The organism is Leminorella grimontii (assembly GCF_039789245.1).
Classification (GTDB): domain Bacteria; phylum Pseudomonadota; class Gammaproteobacteria; order Enterobacterales; family Enterobacteriaceae; genus Leminorella; species Leminorella grimontii.
On the sequence record NZ_CP146357.1, the window covers coordinates 2,703,916 to 2,728,554 of the forward strand.

Genomic DNA, 24,639 nt, shown 5'->3' on the forward strand with positions numbered 1-24,639 from the left:
GCGGGCGTGGCCCGCCGTTTTTTTATGGTGATTCGGCCAAATTGGCTTTTATGGATATTTCGGCCGGGAGGGCTTTGTAACTATATAATCTAGCATAAAATCATAAATAACGACAAAGACGGCGGGAACTTCCTAGCATATATATTTAATCATAAGCATCACCGTAACTTTTATTTTTCCAATAAAGATCGTTACCGCCTGAGTTATATAACTCTGTTAATAACTCCGTAAAACTCAGTGCTATTATTGGACAACTACCGGCAACGCCATGGATTTCATAATTGCTATCATAACAGCGTCCATTTCTTTCAAGCGATAAGTCTATGGATAAATAATCATTATTATCTGTTTTTCCAATTAAATACCATGAGGAGGATATATCATCTTCACATGGCTCACCTACAATAGTCATATTCGACTGAAGTATTTCATCTTGCGGTAAAATTGAAAATGAAACCATACGATTTCCATGAATAAACAGTTCTACGCCATTACATTTACTATAAAAATAAGAAACATCATCAGGAATTTTTAACATTCGCCCTGATAGCTCAGGTAACCTCCCGATGGGGGGATACGCGACACAGCTATTATCACTAGTAATCATATCAAGCAATAAATCTATTTTTTCCATACTATTTGCCTTAAAAAGCGTCAGGCGCGGATATAAACGTAGTGAGGAAAGCCCTCGTCGTCATAGTGACGTACAGCGTACCAGTCGACGCTTACCATTCTATTCATACTGGTGTTTACGTTGTCCGAGATAGACATATACCGCCTGAAATAACAACATACGTCAAACAAGATGACAATACTTTTAAGGTAACTTAGGCTTTCTTTTTTTAGCCTTTAACTCCCAAGCAATTAATATTCCAGCTTCGCCACAGTAGTTATTTAAATCATCTAGAATATTTTCATCAACAATCCATAACCATAATTTTTCATTTAGTCTTTCAAGTTTCCCATGGCATTCATTACTTAATATCCACTCGTTAAGGGTTTTTCCTTTGACATCAATTTGGAGGTGATCTTCATTTATAATGTTTATTGGGTAAATCATTCTTAACATTGAATCCTTGTAACGTTCACTTCCAGGAAGTTCCCCTGGTGTTTCCTCTTGGAATGCCGAAGGGTTTTCATTGGTATATTTCGTTAATAAATTTCCGCCAAATGAGTAAAAGTATGCGCTAGTCGTTTTATTGTACGAATATACAATTCCATAAGAAAAGGTTATTTTACTAAGAAAATTCCTTATAAAATCTAAGATTCTCTCTTTATCTTGAAGTGGGCTCTGCATATCAATATGATAAAAGTTGCCGAACTCGTTGGTTGAATAAGCAAAGGATGCTAACCAAGGGAGTTGATTTTTATCTTCATTGTATATTCTGAAAGACATTTTTTCACCGCTATTAATTTTACTCTTTAACGTTGAAAGTGATATATCGATAGTTTTATGGTCTCCTTTATGATCGCCTTTTTTTAGGTACTTAGTATATCCGGCAGAGGAAATTTTAATATTCATTGAGTTAAAGAATGATATCCCTATTTCTAGGGCTAAAGATGAGGAAATACTCTCTGTTCCATATAATGCAATCCCGTTATACATACTTTACCTCAACTATCTGGTTATAGCACTTCATCTCACTCAGTGACCTGTGATACTAACTAACATTAATGCAATTTATAAAGCCATCTTTTGTTCTCATATAATTGGCATCCGTTACTCTGGAAAAGCCCTTTGAAACCAAGAAAAACTTTAACTGTTTGGCATTCATGATGTAATACCTATCGTCCATAATCTATTCTGTTGGTACCCGCCAGGTCGCACTGATAATCTCTTTTAGAGTATCACCTTCTCCGTTACCCTGCCACAGGCGGCCCTCGCCGTTCATATAACCAATTCGCGATCCTTACCTCATTAATACTATTTTACTAAAGAACAAAAGCCTTAGTAGCGTGGGTAATTAGTATCCCATTGTGGTCTAAAATCCTCTGGTTCAACGGAATATTCTTCTTTTAAAAAATCCATGCACTTATAAAAATCATCAAAACAGAATAATTTACAGTTTATGGCGTGTTCTGCATACACTTCTGAATCGGAGTCTTCAAGGTATATTGTTTCTATATCATCGACAAAAACATTATATAACCAAAATATTATATTTTCATCTGGGGTATAACCCAACCTTTCTATTTCTGGATAGAAACTTTCCATTGTAGAATAACCGTCAGCAATAAGTTGGTCTTCTCTTTCCTTGTCACTTCGATAAGGTTTTGAATGTATAACAATAAATCTTGTGAATCCATTTCCTAACTCAATTTCACAATAACTTTGTTTTCTTCCGTAGAGGGTGTCACATCTAAAACCATAGGGAAAAGGATTGTAAGGAGTGATTTTTTCCATAGTTCGCCTTATTTCTCTTTCTTCGTAAAGAAAACTCTTATGATTTTCCCACCATAGAGATGGATTTGAAGATGCGCGTCTAAACATGCGTGATCACCACTCTTTGCATTCGAATCTGCTGCATCGCAGTAATAGATGTTTTGTTTGTCCATAAAACATCTCCTCCTAGTTACTGAGTGAGTAAAGATGTTACGCTGCTAACATAGAAAATCCAGATAAAATGGCAGTGATGAATCTTGACTGAGCATTTGAACGAATCAATTATCAATATATATCATATAGCAAATCTATATGCTTATTTTTTAGATAAAATCTAACTGTGGCATAAATATCAATCTCCGATAACTCTGCAATAAAATCAAAAATTCTCAGCAATGCATCTTCGTCTTTTTTATAAAAACCGCCCTTTGCTAAAGAAAAATCTAAACAGCGTGTATTATTATTTACATTAACAATACCTGTCCACATGCAATCAATGTATTCTTTATTTTTTTGTGCGCATTCCCAACTCTTTAAGCAAACGACAACCCTTTGACTGAAAATAAAAAATTCATCATCGGGCTCAAAATTACTTCTACTCAGGTCTTTTATTAAACAGAATTCATTCAGAGAAAATTTCTTTTCACCAACGACATCAATTAATAGTTCCATATTAACTGATATTATTTTTATTAAATCAATTGCGGAATTATAGTTATCGTGAGTTGAAGATAGCTTTAATTCTATTTCTCGTATAACACTACTCTTATCTTCAGTATAGAATAGCCATATATATTTTCCTTTTATTTCAAAAGCATATTCTTTTTTTCCATTTCTCTGTCCACCGATTTGCTCAAGCAATGAACAAAAATCATCTGATTTACAACTATTGTTTAATACACTGGCTGATATAGATCTACTCATATTACAGGCTCCTCAGTGTCAGAATTAAATATCTAAATCTCTTACAACTATAACACCAATATTTGTTACATCTTATTCCGGGCCTATTTTATAGTTTGCCACGCGCAAAATGACAGAGAATTTATCAGAATTAATAATCTCATCGCTCATCAGCGTTCCTATTTGTGATAGCTTCCCTTTTGGTTTTGATATTACGTCTATGGCTACTTTAGTTGGGCTGATGGATTCGCAAATTCAAGCCACCGGCCAAGCCTATCGGGTCATTAAGTACAGTTGGGAGGGCATATTTGCATTGGCTCTGGGGGTGCAGCGGGCAAAGCGCCCGTCTTCTTATGGTAAAGCCGTCAAATCAGCTTCTGTGGATATTCCGGCCGTAAATATGCCCTGCTTATATCACTATAGTGCTCGGCCGGGAGGCCGTTTGTATTGAGGGTAAGCGTACGGCGGGCAAAGCCCGCCGTTTTACTTTCGAATCAACTACGAAAAACCGCGCTACTTCTTCTTAATCAATCCATCCGCAACAAACCTCTCCATCGCGCCTTCGGACTCCCTAAGGAAATACTCTTTGGTGCCTTTGGCGTCGACAAACACCGGGGTGAGGAAGTTTTTCTCGATGTAGTTGGTTTTCCACTGCGGCGTCTCGGTCACTTTCTTCAGCAGCTGCTCGTAGTAGGCGACCGCTTCTGCCGACATGCCCGGAGGGCCGGCGATGGCGCGGGCTTCTCTTAATACCAACTGCGGATAGCCGAGCTCTTTAAACGTGGGGGTGTTGGCGAATTCGCCGGTCAGGCGCTGGTCCGAAAAGGTCGCCAGCGGGACGAACTTCCCGGCTCTGGCCTGGGCGATGCATTCGCTAGGGTTGAAGATGCCGATGTTGACGTGCCCGCCCAGCATGGCGGAGGTGACTTCGCCGGCGCTGTTGAACATCACGTACTTGAAGTCCGAGCCGGTGTTCTTATTCATCATCAGAAACGACAGGTGATCGCCGTTGCCCTTTTGCGAGCCGCCATAGGTGATGCGCTGGGTTTTGCTTTTTTCTATCAGCTGTTTGATATCGGTATATTCCGAGCCCGCCACGGCGCACAGCACCATGTCGTCAAACGCGACGATGCCGATGTAGCTGAGGTCTTTCCCCTTCACGTCCCAGTCCAGCACGTAAGAGCCGAGATCTTGGCCGCTGTGCAGCACCATCAGCGTATTGTCGTCGCCCTTTTTCTTATTCATATAGGAAAAAGAGACCGCGCCGGAACCACCGGGCTTGTTGACCACCATAATGTTCTTGGAGATCAGGTTTTCCTGCCTGGCGATGTCGGCTATCGTTCTGGCGTTTAGATCGCTGCCGCCGCCGGGCGCGGAGGGAACGATAAACTCGACGTCCGCCGTCGGCTCCCACGCCGAGGCGGGGAAGGACAGGCAGGCCGTTAATGCCAGCGCCGAAGCCAGCGCCATGCGGGAGGAAGAGAGCCACGTTTTTTTCATTACGTCATTTTTCATAATCACACTCCATAGGGTGTACGGGTAAGCCGTATTGTTACCGTCGAATAATTGCTTTTTTCAGTATCGGGATCAGGCAAATCAGCACCGTGATCGCCAGAAAGGTCGCCGCTATCGGGCTTTGAATGAAAATCGCCGGGCTGCCGCCCGAGATTTCAAACGATGCGGTAAACGATTTTTCCAGAATCGGCGCCAGTACAAAGGCCAGCAGCAGCGGCGCAATCGGATAGTTGTACAGCGCCAGATAGTAGCCAACCACGCCCGCCGCCAACATCAACCCTACGTCAAACAGGCTGTTACCGACGCTGTAGGAGCCCACCACGCAAACTACGGTGATAATAGCGACGATCAGGCGGCGGGGAACGCGCAATATATTCATTAGAAACGGGATAATCAGAATGGCGATAAAGACACATATGATGTTCCCTACGTACATCGACGCTATCAGCCCCCAGGCAAACTCAGGGCTTTCGCTGAACAGCAGCGGGCCGGGGCGCAGCCCCCACATCATCAGCCCGCCCAGCAGCACCGCCGTAGTGCCGGAGCCGGGAATGCCTAGCGACAGCAGCGGTGCAAACGCCCCCGCCGCAGCCGCGTTATTGCCCGCCTCTGGGGCGGCGACGCCCACCAGCGCGCCGCGCCCCATTTCCGCGCCGCGGCGACCGTTGGTTTTTTTCTCAACGATATAGGAAAGAAATGCCGCCATCGTCGCGCCCGCGCCGGGCAGCACGCCGATAAAGGTGCCGAACAGCCCGGTTTTCACGGCGGTGGGCACCACCTCCTTGACTTCGCTTTTATCCAGCAGGCTGTTTTTTATCGTCAGCTTTTGTTGAACAACGCCCTCTTCCTTTGGCGCTTCGTCGGCTTCGCCGCGCCTCATGTCGCGCATCAGCAGCATCACCTGGGAAAAGCCGAACATGCCGATCACCAGCGGAATAAAGCTGACGCCGCTCATCAGCTCCGGTACGCCAAAGGAATAGCGCGACGCCCCCGTCGACAGATCTACGCCCACGGTGGCTAACAGCAGGCCTAAGCCGGTCGTCACCAGCCCCTTGACCGGATTGTCGCCCAGCACCCAGCCGATAGAGGTTAGCGCCATCAGAATAATCATGGTCATTTCGGCGGGGCCGAACCTCAGGCCGACGTCGGCCAGGCCGGGGCCAAGGAACGTCAGGATAACGATGCCGACGGTGCCGCCGGTAAAAGAGGCGATAATCGCAGTCAGCAGCGCCTTTCCCGCCCGGCCTTTCTGCGTCAGCTTATAGCCGTCGATGGCGGTCATCACGGCGGGAGAATCGCCTGGGATGTTCAACAGAATGGCGCTGAACGATCCGCCGTACATGTTGGCGTAGTAAAGCGCCGCCAGCATGATAATGCCCGCGCTGGGGTCAAGCTTAAACGTCAACGGCAGCAGCAGCGCTACGCCCGCCAGCGAGCCGATGCCCGGCATTGCGCCTACGATAAGCCCCATCATCGCGCCGACGGCGGCCATCATGATGTTATACGGCTGAAGCGCTACGCCAAAGCCCATGCCAAGAGAGGAAAAAATGTCCGACATGCCGTGCCTCCTTTAGTAAAACAGGCCGGTGGGAAACGGCACGCTCAACCACAGCCTGAAGATCAGCCAAACGACCACCAGCACGCCCGCCGACACCACAAACGAGAAGCGCCACGAATAGCCGGCAAGCAACGCTAACCAAAGCAGCAGCATGATAAACAGCGCGGGAAACGTGCCGACAATAGGAATAGCGCCAATCAGCGCCGCAACGATCGCCACGGGCATCAGAGCGTATAGAGAATGATGTAGAGAGACGAAGTCGACTTTAATCAGGCTGACGACGCTGAAAACCAGCAAAACCCCGCCAGCAATCAGCGGCATAAATCCGCCTCCGGGCCCCTCATCCCATACTTCATAGGCGGTGACGCCCATATACATCCAAAACAAAGCCAGCAGGGAAAGAAGAGTCGGTATGACGTAATATTGTTTCATACGATTTCCTCACAGAAGGTAAAACCAGACGCCCCAAAGGAAGGGGGAAACTTGCTTTTTATTGGTAGAAATTATTTATAAAAACATTGCGTTCAGAACGTCCGGGCGCGTCGGGCTCGACGCCTTTCTCTCAGAATGGTTTCATTGCATTCACACAGTACATCTGTGCATTACTCTGCATCCCACCATGCATCATATGTTCAATTAAATATCATATGAGCAACCAAGAATGGTCTGAAAACTACCTTTTAATTCACATTAATTCAACATGGCATTGTCAAAAGCTGTGCTTCATGTCTAAGTTTTAATCTTTAGAAGGGGAGAAATGTGCGCTGAAACGGTTATTGCTTGAGAGAGATCGCCGCTTACTCGTCGCCAGCGCCGACAATAATCTTATGATCTTTTTTTGTTCTTTTGTTTAACTAGAAAACAGGAGTAAGCATTGCTAAGGAAAATAAATTTCCCTGTAGTAAACGCCGACATTTATGCAAAAAAGCTTATTGATTTACGAACGAACGCGAGTAAAGCCACAGCGCGTCAATTGATATAAAATGGCTTCAAACCGACAAAATCCGAAGCAACTAATGAAGAAAGGACTCTCGTATGTATAAATCAAAGGCCGCGTTGGCCGTTTTCATTCTGGCATTCGCCTCGGGCGCATGGGCAAATATGCGTGCGGCGATCAACCATATCGAACTTCCTTCTTCTCCCCTGACATTGCCACAGGGGCAAAAGCCAATGCCGCAGCTGGTCGTACAGTCAGAGACGCTGGACGTCGACTGCGACTATGACAGATGCTGGGTTGAGGCGGTTTATCACATCACGTCAAGCGCTGACGCCACCTTGGATTTTGCCTTTATCATGCCGGCAAACACCCCCGTTGAGGCGAAGGTTGCCGGTAAATACAGCGCGGCAAAAGTTACGTTAGAAAGAGACGCGCCTGAAGCACCGGATCCGTCATACTGGAATCGCTGCTGGTCAGCGTCCGAATGCGCCGCCGTGTTGTCGCTTTATCGCGCCTCTTTCACGGGGAAAGTGTTCAAGGGAAAAAATACGGTTGAGGTCGCCTATTTCCAGCCGATAACGCACTTGGAAAAGGCCTACGGCTACTTCACCTCCAGCCGCTCTATTGAAGTCTTCGCCTATGAAATGGCGCCGCTGAAAGAGTGGCAATTGGCCGACGATTTTACGCTCAAGGTTACGCTGTCCGCCCTGCGCGAACGCCCGGAGCGGGACGGAGGCAGCAGCCTGTTTAGATCTCGATCCGTCAACTGTATTCTTCCCGGCCAGAAGGTGGAGAAAAACGGCGAATACCTGAACCTGGAAGCGACGCTTGACCAAAATTTCCCCGACAGGCTGGTTTGCAATATTGGCGATAGCGATCTGATAGACGGCAACGACTACAACTGACGGAGCAGGAAGGCTTAGACGGCCCCGCCGATACGGCGGGGCCCGATCGAAAGGTTAATCGCGGAAGTTGTTGAACTGGAACGGCTGCCCCAACTCGGCGCCCCTCACCAGCGCAATTACGCCCTGAAGGTCATCGCGGGCCTTGCCGGTAACGCGCACCTGATCGCCCTGAATTTGGGCCTGCACTTTGAGCTTGCTGTCTTTAATCAGCTTCACCAGCTTTTTGGCCATCTCGCTTTCGATGCCCTGCTTAAGCTTGACCTCGACGCTGTAGGTTTTGCCGCTGTGGTCCATCTGTTCGGGGATGTCCAGCGCCGCGCCGTCGATGCCGCGCTTGGCCAGCTTGTCGCGCAGGATGTCCAGCAGCTGCTGCACCTGGAATTCGGACTCGCTGGCAACCTTGATGGTTTCATTCTTTTCATTCAGCTCAAAGCTGGCCGGGACGTTGCGAAAGTCCCAGCGGTTAGTCAGATCGCGGGTGGCGTTCTCAACGCCGTTGCGCACTTCCGGCATATCGATTTCAGAAACAATATCAAAAGATGGCATACTCTCTTCCTTTTTCGTCACGTGACGCTTTTCATCATAGGTAATTTGTGCATGATAACCGTTATCGCCTCGCCTGCAAAATATCGGGCCATATCAATTAAGCTCAAATCGTAATATCCCCTTTCGATTCTAAATTGTCACTCTCCAGCACCCGTGTCATAATTGTAATGACAAACGTAAACACACTCTTGAGGGAGAGTAATCATGGGTAATATAAACCTTCGTATTGATGATGACCTGAAGGCTCGCTCATATGCAGCCCTGGAGAAAATAGGTATGACACCATCTGAAGCCTTACGACTGACATTAGAATACATCGCCGACAATGGGTGCCTCCCCTTTAAACAAACGCTGCTCAGCAACGAGGATGCCGAGCTTGTCAACATTGTTAAAGAACGTCTGCGCAATCCCAAACCGGTTCGCGTCACGCTGGACGATCTTTAATGGCTTACTTTCTGGATTTCGATGAACGTGCGCTTAAGGAATGGCGCAAACTTGATTCAACCATTCGTGAACAGTTAAAAAAGAAGCTGGCGGAACTGCTTGAGTCACCTCGAATTGAAGCCAACAGGCTTCGCAATATGCCCGACTGTTATAAGATTAAACTGCGTTCTTCTGGTTATCGACTGGTTTACCAAGTTCAGGATGACATTGTGGTGGTTTTCGTTGTTGCCGTAGGCAAACGACAGCGTTCAGATGTTTACACCAAAGCGATAAAACGCGTTCCTTAGAACCGAGCTGAGCGATTTCCGTTTTATGTTAACGTCTATTTCTCAATTACGCTTTTCAATTAAGGAGCAATACATGACACCGCGCGCACTCGTCTGCCTGGCCCACGGCAGCGAAGAAATGGAAGCCGTCACAACGATCGACATACTGGTTAGGGGCGGCGTTGAAGTCACTACCGCAAGCGTGGAAGGCGACGGCAGTCTGGAGATCGTCTGCTCGCGCGGCGTCAGGCTGCTGGCGGACCGCCCGCTGGTCGAGGTGGCCGACGAGGCGTTTGACGCCGTCATTCTGCCCGGCGGCGTTAAGGGCGCGGAGTGCTTTCGCGACAGCCCGCTGCTGGTAGAAAAGGTTCGTCAAACCCACCTAAGCGGCAACATCGTCGCCGCTATCTGCGCCGCGCCGGCATTAGTGCTGGCCTACCACGACCTGTTTCCGGTCGGCAACATGGCGGTCTACCCGAGCTTCAAGTCCCACATTCCTGAAGGGCAGTGGATCGACCGCCGGGTTAACTTTGACGACAGGGTAAATCTGGTCACTAGCCAAGGGCCCGGCACCTCCATCGACTTCGGCCTTAAGCTGGTTGAGCTGCTGGTCAGCCGCGAGAAGGCCGCCGAAGTGGCGGAGCAGCTTATCGTAGCGCAGGGCATTTACGCCTATTTTTAGCCGCTAACGGCGAACGGCGCTTCTCCCTACGTCAGGCCGCGCACCACAGTAGGGGGACGCGGCCTGATTTCTTTCTATTTCACCGCCTGATTCAGCACGTCGGCAAACTTGTCCCACGGGCAGAATCCGTTGGCGTCCGTTGGGCAGCCTTCCAGCGCCAGCGTTACGCGCTTCGGCGGATTCTGTAAGGTCAGCGATTCGCCTTTACGCAGCTGCTCGGCGCTCTGATAGACATACTCTATTTTCATCAAGTCGCGGTTATTTGCCTTGTCATGCCAGCGCTGGAACACGATTTTCCCGCCGATCGGCGTGCGCTCGTACTGCCCCGGTAGCTGATACGGCTTGAATTGCAGCGCGCTTAAAAGAGAAGCGATGTTGGAATCATGCCCCACCATCAGCGTGACCTTCGGACCCTTTGCCGCCCCCTCTCCCACCAGGGCTTTCTGAATGTACTTTATCAGCGGCGACGCCACGTTGCGCGCCACGTCCGGCGAGGTAAACAGGGTATCCTGATAGCCGTTCTTCAGTTGGGACAGCGTGCGCCACTGCGCGTCGGTCTTGATTTTTCCCCAGGCGACCTTATCAAGCGGGAACCCCTCGTAATACTGTAGGGTAAAGGCGTCCACCAGCGCGTTGCCCACCTTCAGCGGCCCGCTCACGCCCGGCTCTTTGCCGGAGTCCGCGCTGAATTTGTCTTTCTGCGCGGTTAAGTCACACAGTTGTTTTTCTTTGCAGGTGGGCGAGTTTCGATACGTGACGACCTGCTCCAGCATCTTATAGCTGTCCGCCAGGCGGTACTTTTCGCGCTGCTGCTCCATCGCCTTAACGGCCTTCTCGGTAAATTCCGCCGAATCGTTGACGATCACCGGATTAAAGGTCGGATCCATCGTGCCCATGCGTTCCTGGTGATGCACCGGCACGTCGCAGCCGGGGAATGCGCCGGTAATAAAGAACTGCGCAGTGGCGACGGTGCGTTGCAGGCTGTTGGCATAGGCATACACGCTTTGCGGCGCCGGGCACTCGCCGCTTTTCACCAGCCCCTGCTCCGCCAGCCATTCGCGCATATAGTGCCCCATATACACTTCAAGCACGCCGCCTTTGGTGGTCAACTGCCCTCCCGGCACGTCCCATTGCGGCCATTGTTGAGCCGTAGACTGCTCCAGCACGCTGCCGCTATTGGCCAGCGGCGCGCGCAGGTTGTGGCGACTCATCATCAGAACCTGCTCCAGCTGATAGCCTTCCGGTGCGGCTGCCGCACTCGCCAGGCCGGGTACAAAACAGGCAACGGCCAGCAGTGAAGCAACGACTTTTTTATTCATACGTTTATCCTCGAAAAATGAGTAAACAGCGGTGTCGGCACATTGTGGCAAAAACACCGCCCTGCGCCTGTCGAAGGGATCGCAAAATCGTCGGCCGCGCATTAATCATTTTGTCTTACGATGCGACGCTACGGCGCGAGCCTTCCCGTTCCTAATCGCAGGTTTTATCGCTCATCGCCCGCGAGGGATCCAGCAAATAGCCCACCACGGATGCGTCCACGCATTCGCTTAAGCCCGTCAGCGCCAGCGTGTGCCCGTCCTGACGGCGCGTTATCAGCGGGCTATTAAACCAGGACGCCATGTCTCTGGCGTTTTGGTAAGGCGTAGTGGCGTCATACGTCTGGGCGACAAACAGCAGCTTGGGCAACCGCGGGGATGGATTGGGAACGTGCGCCACGTCTTTTCCCGGATAGGGCCACAGGCTACACACGTCGGGGGACGCCTCGCCGCTTATCGGCTGATAGTCGGCAAACCCCGACGCCTGCGCGACCTGTAGATCGTGCCAATAGGAGACGGTTAACGGGAGGCCCGGCTGGGCGACGTCCGCACAGGAGATGGCCGTCAGCGCCGACGCTTCGTCGTCCGGCAGGGCGTTATCAATCGCGGCGATAACCGTGTCCACGTCGCGCCGGTAAGCAACGGCGGAAAGAAAGTAGGCCAGCCCGTCCCACCCCTCTTTCCACAGCAACAGCGTGTTGGTCACGTTGATCACGTCCTCCGGCTCAACGAACCGACCGGTAGATGAAAACAGCGGTCGATAGGCAAGCGAACGCAGCAGCGACTGGTACTGCGCCACCGCTACTTGTGGGGAACCGGAAAACGGGCACGTCTGGCGCGCCGCGCAGTCCTTGGCAAAGCGGATAAAGGCGGTCCGATAGGTTTTAGACTGATTGATGCGCTGGGTTACATCGTCCTCGGCCAGCGAAACGACGCCGTCGAGCACCAGCGCGCGAACGTTCTGCGGGTAGCGCTCGGCGTACAGCGCCGCTACCTTAGTGCCGTAAGAGTAGGCCACGGCGGTTAAGCGCTCATCCCCCAGCGCGGCGCGAAGCGCCTCCAGGTCGTCGACGGCGTTGTCCGTGCCGATGTTTTTCAGCACATCCGCCCCCATCTGGGTAGCGCAGTTTTGAACGCGCGCCCTGAGCGCCTGCTCGGACTCAGTGAAAAGCGCCTCGCCGCTAAGCTCGCAGGTAATTTTAGGCCGCGTTTGGCCCACGCCGCGGGGGTCGTAGCCAATGAGGTCATAGCGCTTTCGCAGCCTGTTGACCGTCTGCGTATCCGCCACGGGCAGCTCAATGCCGGACATCCCCGGCCCGCCGGGAACAAACACCACGCTGCCGAGCGAGACGCCGGTGGCAGGCAGACGAGTGACGGCAATCCTCACCTTTTTCCCCGACGCGGCGCCGCGCGCTTTCCTCGCGCTCGCGGGGCGCACCAGCGGCGCGTTAACGTATCCGCACTGCAGCTCCGGCACGGCACCCTCTTTAAACCAGCCGCGAAACGCGGGGGCCGAGCACGGCCGCCAGTCGATAGCGACGTGCGGCACGGCGGATTTAGCCCATGCGGGCAGGCTGCCGGTTAGAAGAAGTAAGAGTAAAAGCGCTCTGTATGGCATAGGGTCTCTTAAAGGGTGGATATACTAAAAATAGTGGCAACATTATGGTTTTTTGCCAGCCAGATTTTCCCGACGCGCAGCGAACATACGTTCGACGTATTCATTACTTACTCCTTCTCCGGCCCGTATGGACTGTCGGCCTTTCTCTACTTTTTGCGCCAGATAATTATCATAATCCTGTGACTCGGACTGCTTCTGTATATAGTCGCGCATCAAGTCCCGCATTATCTGGGAGGCTGGTCGGCGGCTAGCTTTCGCTGCGGCCATAAAGCTTTCCCGCAACGAAGGCTCCAGCTTTATAGTAAACACGGCGTCTTTAGGCATAATGCTTTTCCTGTTCGCGTTGCTTATTCCTCATTGGCCACTATATTCGCTCTATTTAATCTCAAGTTATAGCCGCCATTCGTTATTTTGCGAGCCGTCTCCAGAGATTAAATTCACTTCCTTGTTGTGCGCCGTCACTCGCTATATCGTTGCGGTACGCCTGCAAAAACAGGCGGCGGGATTGACCTCCTGAAGAATCTTAGTGGTGACACAGCGGCGCGCCTGCGCTTTTCTTTGTGTCATTCGTCCAGCTGTTGCATACTATGGCGGGCTGGACGAGGGCATCGCAAGATGCGCCGGTTTCCACTAAGGCCGGTAAGGTCAACCTCGTTCAGTCCACCTCCGTAAGATTGACCTCTTCGTTGGTGGTATTTCAATATCGCTTAGTGGAGGCTGCCATATGGCTACAATCCCCAACCAAACTCACCCGCTACTTTCCATCCCCCTTAGCGCCGCAGCGGACTTCATCGCGCTGGCCGACTGCTGCGAACGCTTTGCCGAAGCCCTGACTGAGAGCGACGATCCGGCGCTGCGCATTGCGCTGTGCGGGCGGCTGGCTGCCAGCCTTACGTGGCTCAGAGCAACGCTGGACGACCCGATCCCCACGCACCTGATTGAGCGCCTCACCGCCGACGCGCTCCCGGTTTCCTCCCCTGGCTTTGAGCCTGATTCAGAGCGGCTGTGCGCCTACGGCCTCGCGCTGGCACAGCTGTTAAGCAGCCGAACTCTACCGCCGGATATGGAACAAACCCTCTCCGAACTGCTGTTCGGGCTGGTCTGCCAGCTCGTCGATGGGCTCAACGCCCCGCGCTGGGTGCGCACTGCCGACGGCGTGACGCCGATAAGTGAGGAGCCACTATGAACAAACTGGTGAAGCGACAGGACTGGCACTCCGCCGACGTTATCGCATCGCTGAAAAAGCGCAGCACCTCGCTCGCCGCCGTCTCCCGTGAGGCGGGGCTGGCCCCATCAACGCTCGCCAACGCGCTGGTGCGCCGCTGGCCCAAAGGGGAAAAACTGATTGCGCAGGCGCTGGGCATGGCGCCAGAGGAGATTTGGCCTTCACGATATGGTTGATAGATAATTTCTGATAACGCTAATCCGCATCATCTACGGTGGTGCGGATATTGACGTAGCTTAATGGCAAGCTCGCTAATCGGCATCATTAACAGCCTCTACAACAGGGGCAGCATGAACTTGCCAATAGACATAAAAAATAATTTAAATTTTTCCAATCATAAATGTTTTTTCACCATCAACGGTGGTGAAAAAATAACTAATTGATATAAAAACACTAAATAAATATCCACGTAATTATAAATGTGATTACAATCAAACTTTACTCCTCACTACTTCATATTTCATTGCTAAATGAAATTCATGCATTTCATTTATAAATTCGAAATATTATCTTCATCACAAAATATCCCCGCATTGCATTTACCATAGAAATTAACGCTATTGACATCATTTATTTTACAATCATATGATGCAGATATCGCTCTTTATTTTCGCATTCGCCTAACTATATAAATGGAAATAAAGAAAGTCTGATCCGGCAATGAATAATCGCTGGCTATCCTTTCCTGCCATAAAAATAAAGCGCAACCCACACGCTATCGTAAAAATAGAAACGTTCGCAAAATTAAGGAGAACATAATAATGCCAATAACGCGTCGACGCTTTTTACAAATAAGTTCCGCGCTTGCCGTAGCCTGTTCATTTCCTGCAGGAGCACGGGTTCCATTCAGTCGGGGAGACGAACGCCCGACGTTAATCCCGCCCGCTGGCAGCGTTGACTGCCATATGCACCTGTACGACAGCCGCTACCCTGTCGCTCCGGGGGCAAAATTGCGCCCCGCAGACGCATCTTTGGAGGACTATCGCCAGCTACAGCAAAGGCTGGGCCTTCAGCGTATGGTGATTGTCACTCCGTCAACCTATGGCACCGACAACCGCATTCTGCTTAACGGGCTGGCGGCCAGCAACGGCAATGCCCGAGGTATTGCGGTATTGGATATGTCGGTCACCGACGATGAGCTACAGCGGCTACATCAGGCCGGCGTGCGCGGCATTCGCTTTAACCTGCGCTACGGCGGCGCGTCCTTAGACGATCTCGACGCGCTTGCCGCTCGCGTGCAGGCGCTGAACTGGCACGTACAGGTTGTGTCATCAGGCGACAAGCTGGTAGAGCTGGAGTCCCGCCTGAAAAACCTGCCGACGTCGCTGGTTATAGACCATATGGGGCACGTGCCCCAGCCGGATGGCGTAAACTCGACGACGTTCGCCGCCATTCGGCGCTTGCTCGACGGCGGAAAGACCTGGGTTAAGCTCTCCGGGCCTTATATTGGCTCTCATTCCGGCGCGCCGGATTACGCCGATATCGCGCCGGTGGCCCGCGAACTGGTCAAGATCAGCCCCGAACGCCTGCTGTGGGGAAGCGACTGGCCGCATCCAACCATGCCGGTAGACAACAAGCCGGACGACGCCGCCATCCTCGACCTGCTGGCGACTTGGGCGCCAAACGACCGCGATCGGCAGCGGATACTGCGTGATAATCCTGTGGAGCTTTATGGGTTTTAATCAATCACGATAGGAGATATCAGACTTTCCGAATATCGTAATTCTGATATTTCCTAATAATAACCTTCCGCGCTGTGGCTGAACGCGGTGCGGAAATGGTAATAACGGCGGGATTAACACTTCATTTTAACAATCTAATTTAATTCTTTAGGCTTTATATCCGGATGTTTCTTATATAGCGGGTTTAATATATTCAACAGCATGTCCGCCATAAGATTTACTACTTGCTTTTTATAAACAAGGAATTCATCTTCATTACAACGGGCTTGAACCAAAAATAAAGAATCATTCAGCTCTCCGCCCATTTTCAGTACCATTTCACTAATCTTTTTAGCTACTTCTTTATCAGTGATCATATTGTTCTCTTTATTCGTGAAAACTTTCTGTAAATCAGTTTGTTAAAACTAATCCTTACTTCTTCAGGCTATCGCTTCCCAATTTATTTATTGCAGCAGATATCACATCGCACTCATCAAACCTATCCAACATGGCATTCAATATGGGAAGCAGCGTCCTGTCTCCCAATGCGCCAGCGGCTTCAATAAAATCATCATAGACTTCATCCCGTTCCAGCTCGTGGCGCAGCGCAGGCAAAACCCTTTTATCCTGCCGGTTGGAAAGCCCGATTATCGCTTCGCCGCGGGCTTCTTGATGTACATCCTGAAGCATTTCTACCAGGCAGTTTCTTATCTCTTCGGTATCATACTGATTGAGGTTGATGGCAAAAGCGGCCCAGTTTCTGACGTCTCCGCTACCGTCTTTTGCCAGCTTAATGAGCAATGGGACCGTTTGGCTATCGCTGATAGCGGATAACGCAAACGCGGTTGCTCGTCGAGCATTCATCGATTTATCCAACGCAGAGGTGGCGGATTGCACTATCAGCCGTGGCGCATAGGCTGGATTTCTCTTGCAACGCTGCGCGGTGGATTCAATCGCAGCAGCCCGAACCCGCGCGCTCTTATCATACAGAGCCAGACCGTTCAGAAGGGTCAAGATACCCTCCTCTCTTTCATAATGAAGTTCTATTTGCCCCAGAATAAATGCCCCGGTTTCTCTGCGAATATAGCTATCGTCGCGACAAAACTTTTCAGCCAACGTCACGGCTTCGCCGTTCCCCCGCAGTTGCAATTGACGGGCGGCGGCAATTCTTTTTAGAGAACTCTCGTCGTCTAACAGGGGAATTAATGCATCAATGTCCAATTTCTTATATTGGCCGTGTAAAACAACTTCTTCATTTGCCTTACGCCTTTGGTATCGGGTTGGCACGATGGCACTCTCCATCAGCAATTTATATTTTCACTGTGAAATTGCCCTGCAATCCCACACAAATAATACGACCATCTATTTGTCACCTAAGAACCGTACCTATTCACAAGAATAACGCCGATTGCAAAGGACATAGCAAACCCGGCGACAATCCCATGAATTAAGCTCTGACGCAGACGACCATGACTCCTCCGATATGACACACAAGCAACGGCGGAACTCCCCATAATCATGCTGATAATGAAATAGAGCCCCACGTAAAAAAAGTACTGCCCAAAACCTGCCGCAACGATCTGCGTATAAATCAGAACCGTCACGGCGACGATTGCTAACGCTACGGCTGAGAGCAAAAGAAAGGCCTTTGTTTTATTGGAGGAAAATTCCCATCGTCCTTGCATAGCCTCGTCCTTAGCTATTTATTCGAATAATATTTTTATTGTTATCTCAAACAGCGGTGGCGCATCGCGTTTAGCAAGTAGTAATAATCCATGCCTTTGTACTTTCCGATATTTTTTCATTGACCATGAATCATTAAAAGCCTTCACCATATTGTTGAATCCAATTGTTAAGCCTAATTAATTCCTTATAGAATCACACAGCCATTTCTATATCATATATTATCTTTTTGTAATCATCAGGATAAAAATTATTTTTTGCCCCCTTTATGAATTCATTAAAAATGCAAATAACCTTATCTCTATAATCGTAGGGAATGCCTTCGCCAGAATCTATTATTTTTTTCATTTCAATATAAAAATTTCTCTCTGATTTTAATTTAGGCGCTATATTAGGAATAGAAAGAAGGTAATCCCACTTATCTGAAAGTGAATGAAACTGAGGAAACTGGGTAATAAATAATGAGACATAGTAGTTAACTTTTTTGATCATTCGTAAATTATAAAAAAATTCAAAGAGTTCATCAGTGGGAGGAAGGCCATATCTTTTAATCATATTCCCAATTAAAGAAATGATATTTACTGCTACTTTATCATTAAAATCCATCCTATTATAGAAAGATAATAATTCATTAGCCAATGAAATATCGCTAAAAAAGGCTTCATAATGGCTAGATTTCTCAGCTCTAACAATCAGCTCTAATTTGGTTATTAGCAATAGCATTTCCTCATAATCACTGCCCAACTGATGACTATGATGCTTTATTTTACTGGTAACAGTATTGAGAACACCAATATTTCGTTCAATTCTATTCATTCAATAATTTCGCATTACAAGCAAGTGTTTTCAGGATAGTTCTTTCTTACTCATAATACTATAAGCTTTATTGCCATATCCAACCATGCCGGTAGACAACAAGCCGGACGATGCCGCCATCCTCGACCTGCTGGCGACTTGGGCGCCAAACGACCGCGATCGGCAGCGTATACTGCGTGATAATCCTGTGGAGCTGTATGGTTTTTAAAGGAACAACGATAGCGATAGATAAGGGTGACCTATGGCGCATCAATGCGCCATAGGCGTAAAAGAACAAATCTTGGCATGGCGGTAAGTTGGACAATTTATGATATTTACTGCCCGCACTGCGATCGCTCACCGCAAGGCTCAGCCACTTTTACACCACGCATCAAATCTCCAACAGCTCTGGCGCAGCCCGCATCATGTACAAACCGTATGCGCGCAATGCGTCGCGATAAATTCCCAGCGTGCGTGCGCCTTCATCCTGCAGCTCCGCCAGCGGCTTGTCCGGCGCGGCGACCATCTGCACGTTAAACTCGCCGCCGTTTTTCCAGCCCAGCACCTCTAAAATCGCCTTACCGCGACGAACATGCGTACCGGAGCTAATCAGCACCACGTTCTTCACCTTCAGTTCGTTGATGATGTAGCGGGAATAGACCATGTTCTCCACCGTATCGCGCGCGTAGTTTTCGTCGATAATCCTCGCGCTACCGATGCCCTTTTCCATCAGCCAGCGCTTCATCTCGATACCCTCGTTCTTGCCGCTCTTCGGCACGCCGCCGGTGACGATGATTTTGGCCTCAGGCAGCGCTTTCGCCACCTCCAGCGTCTTGTTAAGGCGTTCAATCAGCGTTGGCGCCATCGCGCCGCTGTCTTCGAGGGCATAGCCCAGCGTAACAATCACGGTCGGCGTATCGGGCTTAAACGAGGCGGGCAGTTTATCAACGACCGGCGTGCGCAGCGTATTCTCTACCGAGGCAAAAAGCTTGTTCAGGCCCTCTGCGCGGGAGGGGAAGTTTTTTTCCAACGTTAATAAAGCGGGATTATCCTTCTTGCCCTGAGCCCGAGCGTACAGCGCCTGATACGTCAAGGCATCGACGTCGTTCGGCGACAGCTTGAGGATAGTACCGTAGGTCTCCATCGCCTCGTCCAGCCGACTATCCCAGACCTGAGTCGCCGCAATGCTGAACAGAATATCCAGCCGATACGGCGCGAGCCGATATGCGGCCTTCAGGCTTTTCTCAAGCGCGGGCATGTCCCAATCGACATAGGCCTGATGCGCCTGAGCCAGATAGCTATGCACTTCATCACGCTGGGTATTGGCGGTTTGGTAATTAAACGTCGCTCCCTGCGTCGATGCCGCTATGGCGGATTCGGGGACGCAGTTAAGGCTCATGGCGACAAAAAGCGCCGTAAAAACAGCCGTTTTCCTAAGCTTCATATCACACACCTCTAACGTATTGATAATTAATGAACAGGCTATTATTTAACCAAATTATATTTTCTGTCGCGAATTATCAACGTTGTGCTGCGGGAAATGTGATCGGTTAGGAAGAAAAGGTTGAACGATAAATGTGAGCGTAATGACTTTTAAATCCCGCCCTACGGGTTGGCTCAAACCGCGTTTTCTACCACACTTATTTCGTGAAGTATTTAACGGCGCGCGCCTTTGGCCAAGCCGTATTTCCGGCCTACGGATGCGCCTTATGAAAGCACGACAGGTGAACGCCTATGAAAAAAATCGCGATTGTCGGCGCGGGGCCGACGGGGATTTATACGCTATTCTCTCTTCTAAAAAACGCGACGCCGCTTTCCGTGTCCGTCTATGAGCAGGCCAGCGAAGCGGGCGTCGGTATGCCTTACAGCGACGAAGAAAACTGTCGAATGATGCTGGCCAACATCGCCAGCATCGAAATCCCACCCATTTTTACGACCTACCTCGACTGGCTGCAAAGCCAAAGCGAGGCACGGCTGGCGCGTTACGGCGTCGATAAATCCGCGCTTCATAACCGGCAGTTCCTGCCGCGCATTCTCCTTGGGGAATATTTCCGCGACCAGTTTCTAGCGTTGGTGGAGCAGGCGAAAAAGCACGGCGTTGAAGTGGACGTTCGCGAGTCCTGCCGGGTCACCGATCTGGAGGCGTTAGCGGACGGCGTCTGGCTTCAGGCGGAAGGCAAGCCCGCGCCCGCGCTTTTCGATCTCGTCGTCATTGCGACCGGGCACGTCTGGCCTGACGAAGAGGCTTCGACACGTTCCTTTTTCCCAAGCCCGTGGTCAGGCCTGATCGAGGCCGAAATCGAGCCGTGTAAGGTCGGGATTATGGGTACGTCGCTGAGCGCCATCGACGCGGCAATGGCCGTGGTGGTGCAGCACGGCCATTTCGTCGAGGCGGATAATGAGCGCCTACAGTTCAACCTGAATGAAGGGAGCAAGGGGCTTGAGATCGTGCTGATGTCCCGATCCGGCATTCTGCCGGAAGCAGACTTTTTCTGCCCTATCCCCTATGAGCCTTTACGCATCGCAACAAAAAGCGCCGTTGAGCGCGAAATCGCTGCCGGAGCAGACGGCCTGCTTGACCGGGTTTTTGCGCTTATCGCCAGAGAAATCGCGCTGGCGGACCCACGGTGGAGCCAACGCGTGTCGCTCAGCGCGTTGGATGCGGACAGCTTTGCCGATGCCTATTTTGCCGATCGCAAAAGCCACTCCCCGTTCCTCTGGGCCGAATATAACCTTCGTGAAGTCGAACGCAACAAGCGCGACCAGCGCACCATCCCTTGGCGCTACGCAATTTTGCGGCTGCATGAAGCCGTTCAGGACATCGTCCCCCACCTTGACGAACGGGACAGAAAGAGGTTCGACGCCGGCCTCTGCCGGGTCTTTATCGACAACTATGCGGCTATTCCGTCGCAGTCTGTCCGTCGGCTGCTGGCGCTGCGCGAGGCAGGGATAATCCATATCCTCACCCTTGGGCCGGATTACGAGATGGCGGTAAAAGAGAGCCGGACGGTGATTTCCATCGGGAATACAAAGCATGAATTCGACGTATTTATCGACGCGCGAGGGCAAAGGCCGTTAAAGACCAAAGACCTGCCGTTTCCGACGCTGCGAAGGCAGCTCCAGGCCACCGGCGACGACATACCGGACGTCGGCGACGACTACACCCTGCAAGAACCCGCCTTGGTGCGCGGGCGCATTACGTTTGGGGCGCTGCCTTATCTTATGCACGACCGCCCCTTCATTCAAGGCCTTACCGCCTGCGCGGATATCGGAGCGGCGATGGCAAAGGCGGCGTTGCAGCCTGCGTCACGCTTTCGTAGGCGGTTGCTGTTTTTTGATGCGGATCCGTTTTGATGGGGAGAGTGTCTGCAAACGCCAGACAATGGCCTAAAGAAGAAAGAGTGATTACACGAACGTATCAGAGGTCGCATAGTATCAAGGCCAGAAAACCTACAGCCTCTTATATAATAACCAGTTTTTCTTTTGCGTAGCCGACAGGCCAATGCCCTTGATAATAGATATCAACGATTCTTTGCCACAAATTGCCAAGGTCGAAGTACTGCTCATAGACATATTGTCTGAATGCAAATCCAATTGCGCTTCTGGCCGCGACACTGAAGCTATGAGCGCCACAGAGAAATGGATCGTTTTTCATATTTCTGGTGCTTAACAGAATGGCCTTATTGACCTTTGCCCTCATTGCCATGAGGTCTTCTGGCATAGCCTTTTTAGAATAAAAAGGATCCTCCTGCGTTGAAGACGTCGGCAACCACGCTATAAGAGAGTAGTAACCATGAAAATCGCTTTCCGTTGGTTCGACAAAAGCCTTTCTGACGCTCTCGATTAAGATTATAGAATCATCAGGGAGATCGTTAATCCCCATCCTTGAAAAGAAGATGGCGCTTTCTATTTTTCTTATTTCTTTTTCAATATCAATCATATAATCCACACAAACAACGGACTTATTTAAATACTCTGTAATCAGGAGGTTACCGACTTCACGCTCTGACGACTCAAAAAACCGTATAACATCTCCCGGCCTCAATATGCCATTAAAACTAGCAAACTCAATGTCGACGCTTCTGACTTCGTTTGTATGGATATCATCACCGTCAAAGCGCACAACGCCCGAAAAATATTCGTTATCAATCAGAAAAAGAGGCCTGTATCCCGTTTTTATTGGATGCTTTCTTTTTGACGTAACGGTTAGTTTTGCCTTTATCATTTCAAACACACCTAAAGCATCAGCAGTGCATATAAGAGATAACTTTATTCTTCTGGAAGTTTATGAAGATCAATCCGGCCCCCTATAACATAACACTCACCGTAACGACGAACGTCTTCAAACGTTGAGGGCGCCTGCCCCATAGGATAATTCCCATCAATATCCATGCACAGCTGCGCCCCCTCTCTCAGTATGCTAACGCCATGAAAAATTGAATTAAAAGTATTCCCCTTTACCTTCACGCATAGCTCTTTCACGTCTGAAATCATAATGCAGACTTTGTCCCAACTTCCACTTTCGGACATGGCATTTCGCCCATGAAGCACCGCTTTTACTGCAAGCCTGTTATTTTCATCATAGAAATACTTAAATGAGAGCAATAATCCATCTTCAAACTTATTGTAATCGCTAAGAATTCTTTCCATACAATCTGTCATATCGATTTCCTGTCTCCCTATAGACAAAAGGCCCGCCAAAGCGAGCCCTTCCGTCATCTACCAAGCAAACCCTACTTCGCCGCCCGATACACCTTCACGTTATCAAACCCCTGTTCTTGCAGGTAGAGCGCCTGCAGGCGGCTCATCACGCCGCGATCGCAGTAGAGCAGATAGGTCTTGGACCGGTCCAAATCGCCGAACGCGGTGCCGAGCTTGTAGAACGGAATGTGCAGGGTTTCAACGCCTTCCAGCGCCAGCGGGCGGGTTTCTACTTCGTCCACCGAACGAATGTCGATAATCACGTCGCTTTCGCCGAACGCCGCCACGGTCTCAACTTCGGCGACCTGCTCCTGCGTTTGCTCGGCGATCTGGCGGATGTCCATGTTGACCGCATTCGCCACCACGTTCTCAAGGATGCTGAAGTCGAACTTGGCCTCTTCTTCCTCGATCTTGGCCTTCACCGCCTTCACGGTTGGGCTCTTTGAGATCACGCCGCAGAACTCCGGCATGGTCTTGGCGAAGTCTTCGGTACCGATCTTGCGCGCGATATTGATGATGTGCTCTTTATCGTGGGAAATCAGCGGACGCAGCACCAGCGTGTCAGAAGCGTTGTCAATCAGGCGCAGATTGGTCAGCGTCTGGCTGGACACCTGCCCCAGCGCTTCGCCGGTGACGATAGCCTGCACGCCGTAGCGCTCGGCCAGCGCCGAGGAGGCGCGCACCATCATGCGCTTGAGCACCACGCCCATCTGGCCGTCGTCCACCTTCTCAAGGATTTCGCCGACCACCGGCGCAAAGTCGACCGCCAGGAAGCGCACCTTGTGGGAGCTGCCGTAGCGGCTCCACAGGTAGTGCGCCACCTGCTTAACGCCGATCTCATGGGTCGCGCCGCCTAGGTTAAAGAAGCAGTAGTGCACGCGGCAGCCGCGGCGCATCAGCATATAGCTGGAGACGCCGGAGTCAAAGCCGCCGGAAATCAGCGACAGCACGTCTTCCTGCGTGCCGATGGGGAAACCGCCCAGCCCTTCATAGCGGGCCTGGATCATAATCAGCCTGTCGTCTTCAATCTCTAAGCGCACCGTGACCTGCGGCGACGTCAGGTTGACTCTGGCGGATTCGATATGCTGATTCAGCCCGCCGCCGACGTAGCGCTCGACGTCCTGCGAGGAAAACTCGTGCTTGCCGCGACGCTTGACCCGCACGCAGAAGGTTTTGCCTTCCAGCTGTTCCCGATAGTTGGCCAGCGCCTGCTCGAAGATGTCGTGCATGTCGCTATAAGGCGTCTCATCCACTTCCAGAATGTGGTGAATGCCGGGGATCCTAACTAGCGCATCGCGCACCGTCGGCGCGTCGGCATCGTCCTTAATGCGGACTTCGATAAAGTCCCAGTGGCGGACAACGGCGCACTCTTCCAGACTCTGCCTCAGCACGTTGCGAATGTTGCCGGTCAGCATTTTGATGAAGCGCTTGCGCACGGACTGGCTTTTAATCGTAATTTCGGGGAACAGCTTAATGATAAACTTCATGGTCGTCGCGAATT

General features: G+C 50.4%; 29 protein-coding genes. 10 read left to right on the forward strand and 19 right to left on the reverse strand.

Annotated features, from left to right (window positions below):
• Nucleotides 1-145: 145 nt before the first annotated feature.
• The 4 genes from V8L73_RS12590 to V8L73_RS12605 form a co-directional block, all read right to left on the reverse strand.
• Nucleotides 146-634 carry an SMI1/KNR4 family protein gene (locus tag V8L73_RS12590; protein ID WP_347253135.1) on the reverse strand — a complete coding sequence of 163 codons (489 nt, stop codon included), beginning with the start codon at nucleotides 632-634 and terminating at the stop codon, nucleotides 146-148.
• 183 nt (nucleotides 635-817) lie between these two features.
• Nucleotides 818-1,606: a hypothetical protein gene (locus V8L73_RS12595; protein ID WP_347253136.1), complete on the reverse strand. Its 789-nt coding sequence runs from the start codon at nucleotides 1,604-1,606 to the stop codon at nucleotides 818-820.
• 342 nt (nucleotides 1,607-1,948) lie between these two features.
• Nucleotides 1,949-2,404, reverse strand: a complete 456-nt coding sequence (locus V8L73_RS12600; RefSeq protein WP_347253137.1) for a hypothetical protein — start codon at nucleotides 2,402-2,404, stop codon at nucleotides 1,949-1,951.
• A 264-nt stretch (nucleotides 2,405-2,668) separates the two neighbouring features.
• Nucleotides 2,669-3,307 (reverse strand): hypothetical protein, encoded by a 639-nt coding sequence (locus V8L73_RS12605; protein WP_261832216.1) that lies wholly within the window; start codon nucleotides 3,305-3,307, stop codon nucleotides 2,669-2,671.
• Between the two features lie 109 nt (nucleotides 3,308-3,416).
• Between V8L73_RS12605 and V8L73_RS12610 the strand changes: the two genes are divergently transcribed.
• The gene (locus V8L73_RS12610; protein WP_347253138.1) at nucleotides 3,417-3,737 is read left to right on the forward strand and encodes a hypothetical protein; all 321 of its coding nucleotides are present in this window, start codon (nucleotides 3,417-3,419) and stop codon (nucleotides 3,735-3,737) included.
• Nucleotides 3,738-3,799: 62 nt separating this feature from the next.
• On the opposite strand, the gene V8L73_RS12615 is transcribed toward V8L73_RS12610, so the two are convergent.
• From V8L73_RS12615 to V8L73_RS12625, 3 genes are read right to left on the reverse strand one after another with little or no spacing between them, the layout of a single operon-like run.
• Complete coding sequence (locus tag V8L73_RS12615) at nucleotides 3,800-4,801, reverse strand: tripartite tricarboxylate transporter substrate binding protein (RefSeq protein WP_347253139.1); 1,002 nt, start codon at nucleotides 4,799-4,801, stop codon at nucleotides 3,800-3,802.
• Between the two features lie 37 nt (nucleotides 4,802-4,838).
• The gene (locus tag V8L73_RS12620; RefSeq protein WP_027275978.1) at nucleotides 4,839-6,359 is read right to left on the reverse strand and encodes a tripartite tricarboxylate transporter permease; all 1,521 of its coding nucleotides are present in this window, start codon (nucleotides 6,357-6,359) and stop codon (nucleotides 4,839-4,841) included.
• Nucleotides 6,360-6,371: 12 nt separating this feature from the next.
• Complete coding sequence (locus V8L73_RS12625) at nucleotides 6,372-6,791, reverse strand: tripartite tricarboxylate transporter TctB family protein (RefSeq protein WP_027275977.1); 420 nt, start codon at nucleotides 6,789-6,791, stop codon at nucleotides 6,372-6,374.
• A gap of 603 nt (nucleotides 6,792-7,394) precedes the next feature.
• On the opposite strand from V8L73_RS12625, the gene V8L73_RS12630 reads away from it, so the two are divergent.
• Entirely contained in the window at nucleotides 7,395-8,201 is an 807-nt protein-coding gene (locus tag V8L73_RS12630) for a hypothetical protein (protein ID WP_347253140.1), read from the forward strand.
• Nucleotides 8,202-8,255: 54 nt separating this feature from the next.
• Here V8L73_RS12630 and V8L73_RS12635 read toward each other — a convergent pair whose 3' ends face one another.
• Nucleotides 8,256-8,747, reverse strand: coding sequence for a YajQ family cyclic di-GMP-binding protein (locus tag V8L73_RS12635; RefSeq protein ID WP_027275976.1), 492 nt, complete (start codon nucleotides 8,745-8,747; stop codon nucleotides 8,256-8,258).
• Between the two features lie 204 nt (nucleotides 8,748-8,951).
• Here V8L73_RS12635 and V8L73_RS12640 point away from each other — a divergent pair, with 204 nt between their 5' ends.
• The 3 genes from V8L73_RS12640 (at nucleotide 8,952) to yajL (ending at nucleotide 10,139) form a co-directional block, all read left to right on the forward strand.
• Complete coding sequence (locus V8L73_RS12640) at nucleotides 8,952-9,191, forward strand: type II toxin-antitoxin system RelB/DinJ family antitoxin (protein WP_261832220.1); 240 nt, start codon at nucleotides 8,952-8,954, stop codon at nucleotides 9,189-9,191.
• Complete coding sequence (locus V8L73_RS12645) at nucleotides 9,191-9,478, forward strand: type II toxin-antitoxin system RelE family toxin (RefSeq protein ID WP_261832221.1); 288 nt, start codon at nucleotides 9,191-9,193, stop codon at nucleotides 9,476-9,478. The genes V8L73_RS12640 and V8L73_RS12645 overlap by 1 nt, the downstream gene beginning before the upstream one ends.
• 73 nt (nucleotides 9,479-9,551) lie before the next feature.
• Complete coding sequence (gene yajL, locus V8L73_RS12650; RefSeq protein WP_027275975.1) at nucleotides 9,552-10,139, forward strand: protein deglycase YajL; 588 nt, start codon at nucleotides 9,552-9,554, stop codon at nucleotides 10,137-10,139.
• A gap of 74 nt (nucleotides 10,140-10,213) precedes the next feature.
• Here yajL and agp read toward each other — a convergent pair whose 3' ends face one another.
• The 3 genes from agp to V8L73_RS12665 all read right to left on the reverse strand — a co-directional run bounded on the left by agp (nucleotide 10,214) and on the right by V8L73_RS12665 (nucleotide 13,397).
• Complete coding sequence (gene agp / locus V8L73_RS12655; RefSeq protein WP_347253141.1) at nucleotides 10,214-11,458, reverse strand: bifunctional glucose-1-phosphatase/inositol phosphatase; 1,245 nt, start codon at nucleotides 11,456-11,458, stop codon at nucleotides 10,214-10,216.
• Between the two features lie 151 nt (nucleotides 11,459-11,609).
• Nucleotides 11,610-13,073, reverse strand: a complete 1,464-nt coding sequence (locus V8L73_RS12660; RefSeq protein ID WP_347253142.1) for an alpha/beta hydrolase — start codon at nucleotides 13,071-13,073, stop codon at nucleotides 11,610-11,612.
• A 42-nt stretch (nucleotides 13,074-13,115) separates the two neighbouring features.
• Nucleotides 13,116-13,397 (reverse strand): CopG family ribbon-helix-helix protein, encoded by a 282-nt coding sequence (locus V8L73_RS12665; protein ID WP_261832224.1) that lies wholly within the window; start codon nucleotides 13,395-13,397, stop codon nucleotides 13,116-13,118.
• 400 nt (nucleotides 13,398-13,797) lie between these two features.
• Between V8L73_RS12665 and V8L73_RS12670 the strand changes: the two genes are divergently transcribed.
• The 3 genes from V8L73_RS12670 to V8L73_RS12680 all read left to right on the forward strand — a co-directional run bounded on the left by V8L73_RS12670 (nucleotide 13,798) and on the right by V8L73_RS12680 (nucleotide 15,980).
• On the forward strand, nucleotides 13,798-14,259 hold the full coding sequence (locus tag V8L73_RS12670) for a hypothetical protein (RefSeq protein WP_347253143.1): 462 nt from the start codon (nucleotides 13,798-13,800) through the stop codon (nucleotides 14,257-14,259).
• 8 nt (nucleotides 14,260-14,267) lie between these two features.
• Nucleotides 14,268-14,474, forward strand: a complete 207-nt coding sequence (locus V8L73_RS12675) for a helix-turn-helix transcriptional regulator (protein ID WP_347254820.1) — start codon at nucleotides 14,268-14,270, stop codon at nucleotides 14,472-14,474.
• Nucleotides 14,475-15,059: 585 nt separating this feature from the next.
• Nucleotides 15,060-15,980 (forward strand): amidohydrolase family protein, encoded by a 921-nt coding sequence (locus tag V8L73_RS12680; RefSeq protein ID WP_347253144.1) that lies wholly within the window; start codon nucleotides 15,060-15,062, stop codon nucleotides 15,978-15,980.
• 134 nt (nucleotides 15,981-16,114) lie between these two features.
• Here the strand turns inward: V8L73_RS12680 and V8L73_RS12685 are convergent, their stop codons facing one another.
• The 4 genes from V8L73_RS12685 to V8L73_RS12700 all read right to left on the reverse strand — a co-directional run bounded on the left by V8L73_RS12685 (nucleotide 16,115) and on the right by V8L73_RS12700 (nucleotide 18,458).
• On the reverse strand, nucleotides 16,115-16,336 hold the full coding sequence (locus V8L73_RS12685) for a hypothetical protein (RefSeq protein ID WP_347253145.1): 222 nt from the start codon (nucleotides 16,334-16,336) through the stop codon (nucleotides 16,115-16,117).
• Between the two features lie 55 nt (nucleotides 16,337-16,391).
• Nucleotides 16,392-17,261: a HEAT repeat domain-containing protein gene (locus V8L73_RS12690; RefSeq protein ID WP_422655585.1), complete on the reverse strand. Its 870-nt coding sequence runs from the start codon at nucleotides 17,259-17,261 to the stop codon at nucleotides 16,392-16,394.
• A 71-nt stretch (nucleotides 17,262-17,332) separates the two neighbouring features.
• A complete protein-coding gene (locus tag V8L73_RS12695; protein WP_347253146.1) occupies nucleotides 17,333-17,644 on the reverse strand; it encodes a hypothetical protein in 312 nt (103 codons plus the stop codon).
• Nucleotides 17,645-17,837: 193 nt separating this feature from the next.
• Nucleotides 17,838-18,458, reverse strand: coding sequence for a hypothetical protein (locus tag V8L73_RS12700; RefSeq protein WP_347253147.1), 621 nt, complete (start codon nucleotides 18,456-18,458; stop codon nucleotides 17,838-17,840).
• A gap of 70 nt (nucleotides 18,459-18,528) precedes the next feature.
• On the opposite strand from V8L73_RS12700, the gene V8L73_RS12705 reads away from it, so the two are divergent.
• Entirely contained in the window at nucleotides 18,529-18,666 is a 138-nt protein-coding gene (locus tag V8L73_RS12705; RefSeq protein ID WP_347253148.1) for a hypothetical protein, read from the forward strand.
• Between the two features lie 162 nt (nucleotides 18,667-18,828).
• Here V8L73_RS12705 and V8L73_RS12710 read toward each other — a convergent pair whose 3' ends face one another.
• The gene (locus V8L73_RS12710; RefSeq protein WP_347253149.1) at nucleotides 18,829-19,881 is read right to left on the reverse strand and encodes an ElyC/SanA/YdcF family protein; all 1,053 of its coding nucleotides are present in this window, start codon (nucleotides 19,879-19,881) and stop codon (nucleotides 18,829-18,831) included.
• Nucleotides 19,882-20,171: 290 nt separating this feature from the next.
• On the opposite strand from V8L73_RS12710, the gene V8L73_RS12715 reads away from it, so the two are divergent.
• On the forward strand, nucleotides 20,172-21,791 hold the full coding sequence (locus V8L73_RS12715; protein ID WP_347253150.1) for an FAD-NAD(P)-binding protein: 1,620 nt from the start codon (nucleotides 20,172-20,174) through the stop codon (nucleotides 21,789-21,791).
• Between the two features lie 106 nt (nucleotides 21,792-21,897).
• On the opposite strand, the gene V8L73_RS12720 is transcribed toward V8L73_RS12715, so the two are convergent.
• From V8L73_RS12720 to thiI, 3 genes are read right to left on the reverse strand one after another with little or no spacing between them, the layout of a single operon-like run.
• Nucleotides 21,898-22,662: a hypothetical protein gene (locus tag V8L73_RS12720; protein WP_347253151.1), complete on the reverse strand. Its 765-nt coding sequence runs from the start codon at nucleotides 22,660-22,662 to the stop codon at nucleotides 21,898-21,900.
• Nucleotides 22,663-22,706: 44 nt separating this feature from the next.
• On the reverse strand, nucleotides 22,707-23,156 hold the full coding sequence (locus V8L73_RS12725) for a hypothetical protein (protein ID WP_347253152.1): 450 nt from the start codon (nucleotides 23,154-23,156) through the stop codon (nucleotides 22,707-22,709).
• A gap of 14 nt (nucleotides 23,157-23,170) precedes the next feature.
• A complete protein-coding gene (gene thiI / locus V8L73_RS12730) occupies nucleotides 23,171-24,625 on the reverse strand; it encodes a tRNA uracil 4-sulfurtransferase ThiI (protein WP_347253153.1) in 1,455 nt (484 codons plus the stop codon).
• Between the last annotated feature and the right edge of the window lie 14 nt (nucleotides 24,626-24,639).